The organism is Microcystis flos-aquae FACHB-1344 (assembly GCF_014698375.1).
Classification (GTDB): domain Bacteria; phylum Cyanobacteriota; class Cyanobacteriia; order Cyanobacteriales; family Microcystaceae; genus Microcystis; species Microcystis aeruginosa.
Window position 1 is genome coordinate 38,998 of record NZ_JACJSW010000167.1, and the last position, 7,345, is coordinate 46,342.

Annotated in this window: 6 protein-coding genes; all 6 read right to left on the reverse strand. The window is 45.1% G+C overall.

The genetic code is table 11. The features are described 5' to 3' along the window. Positions 1-8: 8 nt before the first annotated feature. Positions 9-173 carry a hypothetical protein gene (locus tag H6G48_RS15875; protein WP_002742213.1) on the reverse strand — a complete coding sequence of 55 codons (165 nt, stop codon included), beginning with the start codon at positions 171-173 and terminating at the stop codon, positions 9-11. Then, on the reverse strand, positions 170-2,332 hold the full coding sequence (locus tag H6G48_RS15880) for a heavy metal translocating P-type ATPase (RefSeq protein WP_190722459.1): 2,163 nt from the start codon (positions 2,330-2,332) through the stop codon (positions 170-172). The genes H6G48_RS15875 and H6G48_RS15880 overlap by 4 nt, the downstream gene beginning before the upstream one ends. Before the next feature lie 11 nt (positions 2,333-2,343). After that, entirely contained in the window at positions 2,344-2,892 is a 549-nt protein-coding gene (locus tag H6G48_RS15885; RefSeq protein ID WP_002787210.1) for an HMA2 domain-containing protein, read from the reverse strand. Between the two features lie 124 nt (positions 2,893-3,016). Then, the gene (locus H6G48_RS15890) at positions 3,017-3,256 is read right to left on the reverse strand and encodes a FeoC-like transcriptional regulator (RefSeq protein ID WP_190722460.1); all 240 of its coding nucleotides are present in this window, start codon (positions 3,254-3,256) and stop codon (positions 3,017-3,019) included. Positions 3,257-3,365: 109 nt separating this feature from the next. Then, positions 3,366-5,690 carry a Fe(2+) transporter permease subunit FeoB gene (gene feoB, locus H6G48_RS15895; protein WP_190722461.1) on the reverse strand — a complete coding sequence of 775 codons (2,325 nt, stop codon included), beginning with the start codon at positions 5,688-5,690 and terminating at the stop codon, positions 3,366-3,368. Between the two features lie 35 nt (positions 5,691-5,725). Further along, positions 5,726-6,367: a FeoA family protein gene (locus H6G48_RS15900; protein WP_190722462.1), complete on the reverse strand. Its 642-nt coding sequence runs from the start codon at positions 6,365-6,367 to the stop codon at positions 5,726-5,728. Between the last annotated feature and the right edge of the window lie 978 nt (positions 6,368-7,345).

Sequence of the window (7,345 nt, forward strand, 5' to 3'; positions counted from 1 at the left end):
ATGATGGTTTAATGTCTATTATCACCTCGCTCGAATTCTTCTAATGGAAAAGAACGGGAGGAGAGAATATTTTCTAAATCCAGTCGGTTATAGATGGCTTTAATTAACTTTTTGCTCAATTTTTTAGTAACTTTTTTGGCAATTTTATTAGCTAATTTATCATATTTACTCATGGAGTCTCCCTTTGACCTTGTAGTTGATGAAAAACCAGAGGACGCAAACTATTTAAACCGGCAATAATTGCTGTCCCGTTATGAATTGCGGTGGCTAAAAGTGGATTAAGACCGATGCTAGTGGCCAAAACGAGGGCGACTAAATTCGGGGCGACCACTAGAAAAATATTTTGTTCAATTAAAGCTTTAGTTTCTTGGGCAATAGCGATCGCCTCTAGTAAACTGCTCAGATCATTATTCATCAGTACCACGTCGGCGGTTTCTCTTGCCACTTCCGAACCCTTCTCGAAAGAAATCGACACATCTGCATAGGCCAAAGCCACGGAATCATTGAGACCATCGCCAACAAAAGCGACTGTATGGCCAGAGCGATGCAATTCTCGAACTATTTTAGCCTTTTGTTCGGGAAAAGCCTCAGCATGAACCTGGCCAAAGGGAATATTTAACGCTTGCGCCACTTCTTTCGCCCTTTGTTGATTATCCCCCGTCAACAGATGCACAGTCATGCCATAATCTTGCTGTAGGCGATCGATTAACCAACGACTATCGGCACGCAAAGGGTCAGTATAGTGGATTACCCCCTGAAATTGCCCATTACAGGCGAGATAATTGCGAGACACCCAAGCACTGGCGGGGTTGGCTAAATCACCGCCAAATTCGTCTAAATTGACCCCTTGCTGGCGTAAAAACTTGTCACTGCCCACCAATACCTGATTACCATCAATTTCTGCCCGCATTCCTAGTCCTAACTGGTAATCCCAATCTCCCCTCGGTAAGATTTCCACACCCTGGCGCTGGGCATAATTAGCGATCGCCATAGCGACGGGATGGGTGATCCTTTGTTCGGCCGAGGCCGCTAATTGAAGAATTCGTTCTGGGGATAAGCGGCCAGGGATAGTTTCCACTCCCACCACCATCACTTCCCCCGTGGTCAAAGTTCCCGTCTTATCAAAAACAATCGTATCGATATCTGCCAATAACTCCAAAGTTCTGCCACTGCGTACCAAAACCCCGTGACGGGTGGTATGATTCAACGCGCCTAAAAAAGCTGTAGGTAAAGATACCCGAATCCCCGTGACAAAATCGAGGGTGAGAATAGCGGCGGCCCGGGCAGCATCTCGGGTGGTGAGAAAAATTAGTGATGCTAACCCTAAAGAAGGCAAAATCAGGCGATCAGCCAGATTAGCGGCATAATTGGCCATGCGGGTATCATGGACAGGAGCTTTTTGCAGAAGTTCGATACTGGCAGCGGCGCGAGTTTGTTGACCGACTCGTTCACAGGTGAGGCGGATCTGACCGGAACGAACTAAGGTGGAGGCATAAACGAGAGTTCCTTTTCGGGCGACAATAGGCAAGGATTCCCCGGTTAGTTGCTGTTGGTCGATTACCGCTTCCCCTTGCCAGACTGTGCCATCAACGGGGATGCTTTCCCCGGGATAAACCACCACTGTCTCGCCAATTTGGACAGCATCACTGGTAATTTGCTTGATTTCGCCGTCTTTTTCCACCCAAGCGTAATGACCGATTGTATCTAATAAATTAGCCGTTCGTTTTTCCGTTGCCCTAGCGGTACGATCGCGAATAATGTCCCCCAATTCATGGAGGGTGATAATCAGGGAAGGTGTCAATAATTTCCCTTGAAAACCGCTAAAAATCAGGGCTAAGAGGTCTAAACAATCGATATTTAGTTTACGCTCTCCGAAGATACTTTTCAGCGCCCGGGCTGCCACGGGAAAAGCTGCGGCCAAAAGGACGCTTCTGGCCAAGATGCTCAAACCGGGTTGGGGAAAACGTTGACAGGTGATCGCGAGGAGGGTGGCGGCGGTGGGAAGGGCAAGGTTAGACCATTCTTCTTTCCCTAGTTTTTGGGGCTTGTCTGGCTCGATCGAAGACTCGTTGGGCTGATTGAGCATTTTTTGCCAAAGCAAGCCAAAATCCCTGTTTATTTCAGGGGTGAGGGCGGGGGCATACTCGATCACCAGAGAGGCGACGGCGGCGTTGATGCGGAAATGGGTAATGGCGGGATGGGAAGTTAATTTTTGTTCTAAGGTCTTGACAAAATGCCTATCAGATGCTAGGCGGGAAATTCGCAAGCGCAGCCGACCAGGGAGAGAGTGAACAACGCTTACGGAATTGAGGGAAAGTTTGCTTAAGTTCATCGGAGTAAAATCTAGCTAGTTTCAAGATTACTGTCAGAATTGGCTAAATTAAGTAGATTGATCAGACGAAAGCCTAAATCTAACTCGGAGAGGCCGGCTGCTTCGTAGGTAATTGCCAGAGAGGCAGCGGTAGGATTAAGGCGATGACTAAGAACAATTGTCTCAGCTGCGAGGAGGTGGTTTAATCTTTTAGCAAAGGCAGCATCTTGACTTAAACGGTCGATACGAAGGCGAATTCGTCCCGGTACCGAGTGAACAATGCGACAACCCGGTATTATTTCCTGATTGCTATAATCTGGGCTTTTTTCGGCAGTTTTTGGGTTACTGGTGAAGGGAGATTTTAACTGTTGGAAAATTTGTCGCGAGATACTGGCTACGGCTAAATTAACTAATAGTGCATTGGCCCCTCGCAGTTGAAAACGACTGGTAATAAATAATCCCATTAAAACTGGAATAATCATCTCCACTTCATTATGTTCTCGCAGAAATTCGGCCAATTGTATTTGCGGATCCTCGCTGGTGGCCGATTGTGTCGAGACAATTTCTGTGTTAGTGATCATAATTTTATCTCCTACAAAAAGATAGTAAGTAGTCGTGCAAAATAAATTTCCTAGTGAAGATGGGCAAAAGGCAAAAGCTTTATCGAAATGTGTAATTAATTTTGCCTAGGTACTTATTCAACTCTTAGTTGTTTGTCCCTGTGGAATTGCCCTCAATCCATTCGTAAAAAGCCATAGATTCCGGGGTACAACGGCTGCATCCTCCGCATTTTTCTAGGGAAATCAGGCGAATTCGCCCTTTTTTCAGCAAGCGATCGAGCATGGGACTTAAGGCATCCGCTGACATCCGAAAGTGTGTGGATAAGTCAGACAGAGATGCTTTCTGATTTTTGGCAAGATAAGCCTGTATATCGGTTAAAATCATGGTTTATAAGCGAAAAAAATCGAGAAAAGTTGCTTGATTGCGGTGGGTTACGGCGAATCTAAATAATTAGTTAGTTGCCTAGCTTTTCGTCGCCTAACCCACCCTACTTTTAAATTGCCGGACGGTTGATTTTTCGGGGACGGAGATTTTTTAAGGTGAATAAAACCCCGACTACGGTTAAACCCATCAAGACTATCCAAAAGAGAGAAAATCCCGGATGTCGAGAAAAAGTGGCGATTTGATAGAAGGAAGTGGCAACAATATAGGCCATTCCTGTGGTCCAGAGGGCAATAAAAACAGTCCAACCGGCATTAGTTTCGCGATATACGGCCGATGTGGCCGAAACACAGGGAAAATAGAGCAGAACAAACAACAGATAGGCAAAAGCACCCGCTTGACCATCAAATCTTTTCGCCATTGCCCCAAAGATTCCTAAATCTACCTCTTGCTTCTCGGCAGCCGTTTTTTGATCCTGCAAATCACCAAGATTTAAACCCAAGGGATCAAGTAATTGATTGGGTAATTCCGCTAAATTGGCGGGAATAGTGGCAATAGCTTCCTGAATTTGCCCCCAGAAGTCGAATTTTACCTGTGCTGCCCCCTTATTCGGGTTATCTTCCCCTGCTAGTTGGCTGTAAATTGAGTTTAAGGTTCCTACCATCGCTTCTTTGGCAAAAACTCCCGTAAAAATGCCCACCGTTGCCGGCCAATTTTCCGGTTCTAGTCCCATGGGTGAGAAAATAGGAGTTACAGCTTTACTGGTAGCACTTAAAACCGATCGCTCGCTGTCTTGATTACCAAAAGAACCATCAAAACTGACGGAGTTGAGTAGTCCCAAAATCATCACCATTAAAACGATAACTCGTCCAGCTTTCCATAAAAACGCTTGCAGACGTTCCCAAGTACGAATTAAAACCCCTTTCAGACGCGGTAGATGATAGGGAGGCAATTCCATAATAAAGTGACTGACTTCTCCCTTGAGTAGGGTTTTTTTCATCACCAATCCCGTCAAAATAGCGGCGAGAATTCCTAAGATATAAAGACCAAAAACGATGTTTTGACCACCTATGGGGAAAAAAGCCGCCGCAAATAGCGCATAAACAGGTAATCTGGCCCCACAGGACATAAAAGGGTTCATCATAATCGTCATTAAACGATCGCGAGAATTTTCTAGGGTCCTGGTGGCCATAATTGCCGGCACACTGCAGCCAAATCCCACTAGCATGGGGACAAAGGATTTACCCGGCAATCCCACCAAACGCATCAATCGGTCCATGACGAAGGCTGCCCGGGCCATATAGCCGGAATCCTCTAAAATTGACAAAAAGAGGAACATAAAGCCAATTACGGGGATAAAAGTGGCGACGGTTTGCACACCTCCCCCCGCCCCATCAGCGAGCAGAGCAATTAGCCAACCCGGGGTATGGATTTTTTGTAAAACTTGGGACAAACCATCGACAAAGATAGTCTGGGCAGTTAAATCGAAGAAATCGATAAAGGCAGCACTAACATTGATGGTAAACAAGAACATTAGGTACATTACGCCCAAAAATATCGGAATTCCTAACCAGCGATCGAGAACAATCCGATCAAGGCGATCAGACATAGTATCATTTATCTGTCCAGTCCGTTGAGTGGCTCCCTGGGTAACTTGTTGAATAAAGCCATAACGAGTATCAGCAATTAAAATATCGAGGTCTTCCCCTAAAACTTGGTGTATTTGTCGTCTATGCTTGACGATAATGCTTAATAGTTCCTGTGAGCGCAATTCTGGGGCGATGCGATCCTCGTATTGCAGTAGATTTAAAGCAGTCCATCTTGGCTCAACGATCCTTTTACTGCTATGGTCGTTAATGTAGGCAATAATCTCGTTAAGGGCTTCCTCAATTACCGCAGGATAAGCCACATAAGCGGCAGTATGGTTAATATTACCAACTAATTCCCCAATTTTTTGCTTTAATTCTCCGATTCCCTCCCCTTTAACCGCACTAATCGCCACGACAATTGCATCCATGCGATCGCTTAAGAGTTGCGGATTAACCACAATACCCCTAGTTTTGGCCACATCCATCATATTCAGGGCAATCAACATCGGTAAACGCATCTCCATGATTTGGGTAGTAAGGTAGAGATTGCGCTCTAAATTGGCAGCATCGACGATATTAATCACTAAATCCGCTTCTCCTGACAGCAGATAGTCCCTAGCGACTAATTCATCCATTCCTGTCTCCCCTTCTTCTACATCGAGGGAATAGACTCCGGGTAAATCCACAAGGGTGATATCTTCCCCGTTAACTTGAAATTGTCCCTCTTTGCGATCGACTGTTACTCCCGGCCAGTTGCCGGTGCGTTGATTGGCCCCCGTGAGAGCATTAAAAAGGGTAGTTTTGCCACAGTTAGGATTGCCAATTAAGGCGATAATCGGTTTGACCATAATTAGGATATTGAGTGACGAATAGGCTTAGATGATTAAATTTTGCTTTCTGGGTCTATTTCTTCGACGATTAAAGTGTCTGCCTCCTGTTTTCGCAGACTGAGATGAAATCCCCGCACTCGAATCTCGACGGGATCCCCCAAAGGTGCGACGCGAATGACGGTAAACTCTGTCCCCGGAGTTAATCCCATTGATAACAATTTTCCTTTGTATCCGCGCAATGCTCGGTCATAACCGACAACTTTACCCGCTTTTCCTATGGGTATCTCCCGCAGAAATGTTCTTACTTCAGGTAGGTCTTTTTTGGGTTCCAGTTTTTTCGGTTGACTGTCACTAACGAGGATTTTTTCGGCCATTTCTGCCCCGATACCAATACGATTGTCTTGAATGGCAATTAAAACTGACCCCCTCGGTTGGGAGCTAATTACCTGTAATTGAATGCCGGGGTTTAATCCCATACCTAGGAGTCGATTGATTCCTCCTGTCCCCTGAAATCCCACTAACCAGACGGTTTTTCCCATTTCCACTTGTGCGAGGGGATAGGTGGCTGTTAGCTCAGTACCCATGGAGTTAGTACGTTCTGCTACTGCCTCTTTACCACCCCAAGGAGAAAATTGGGCTTTATTTGGCGATTTTTCTGGTTCTTCTGGGTCATTAGGTCTAATTTTATCGTCCATGCTTTTCTTATCTCCAAAGGCAAAGAAGGTCTTTCATTCAAGAGTGATAATAATTCCTTGATAGCTCATCGAGTTTACTTCAGTAGCCAAAGGGTGATAACTGCACTACTGTTAGTCTCAGTCAACGGTTTTGAAACTGTCTAAGACTTGCGATCGCTAAAATAAATGCTAATTATTCTCAATTACCAGTCTAATCGAAAAGGGGAGACAGAAAAGAAAAATATTTATTTAGGGTCGGCTGAATAATGGTAAAACCCTTTGAAAATAAGGCTTTTGACCTGTTAAAATCCGATGTTAGTGCTGCGAAAATCGGATTGGGACCCCCAAAAACCTGGCATTATCCTCCTTTCAGTACATAAGTTAGTACAAAAAGAGAGGGCAACAAAGCCTGAAACGACCGGCTACTGACGACCGACTCCTAACCCCACCAACAAACTTTTTGCCGCAAACCCTACCTAGTGGTCTGCGGCAAAAAGTAGGGGCGAAGCATTCGGGCAATAACCTATCGGTGAAACCGTAGATTTTCTATCCGAATGCTTCGCCCCTACAGGACGCGGGCCGATGAAGACGCCAGGTTTTGAAGCACGATTCTCTCAAAATCTTGCACCTGTGGGAGCAAGAAAAGCCACAAAACCCTTACCATGCCTACATTTCCCTCACCCCCTTCCCTGTCCCAGAGCGTTAGAGGGGAGGGGGTGAGGGCAATTAACCATCTCTGCCATTACTTTTGAAAAATGGGATAATTCGTTGTCAGTATCTCCAAACAATGACTAATGAAACTAAAAACTTGACTAACTATCAATGGCTAACCTATCGCTGAAACCGTAGATTTCCTATCGGAATGTTTCGCCCCTACTTTTTCAGCTATACTTTGCACGGCTACAACTTGCATTTTTTACTCAAGGACAATAATATAGTTTAAGAGTCATAATTAGAAGCAAAGCACTCATTAAAAACATGATTAACCTAGAATTCACG

Coding starts and splice junctions, on each gene's coding strand:
- H6G48_RS15890 (WP_190722460.1), bottom strand. CDS start 3,256: ATGATTTTAACCGATATACAGGCTTATCTTGCCAAAAATCAGAAAGCA.
- H6G48_RS15900 (WP_190722462.1), bottom strand. CDS start 6,367: ATGGACGATAAAATTAGACCTAATGACCCAGAAGAACCAGAAAAATCG.
- H6G48_RS15880 (WP_190722459.1), bottom strand. CDS start 2,332: ATGAACTTAAGCAAACTTTCCCTCAATTCCGTAAGCGTTGTTCACTCT.
- H6G48_RS15875 (WP_002742213.1), bottom strand. CDS start 173: ATGAGTAAATATGATAAATTAGCTAATAAAATTGCCAAAAAAGTTACT.
- feoB (WP_190722461.1), bottom strand. CDS start 5,690: ATGGTCAAACCGATTATCGCCTTAATTGGCAATCCTAACTGTGGCAAA.
- H6G48_RS15885 (WP_002787210.1), bottom strand. CDS start 2,892: ATGATCACTAACACAGAAATTGTCTCGACACAATCGGCCACCAGCGAG.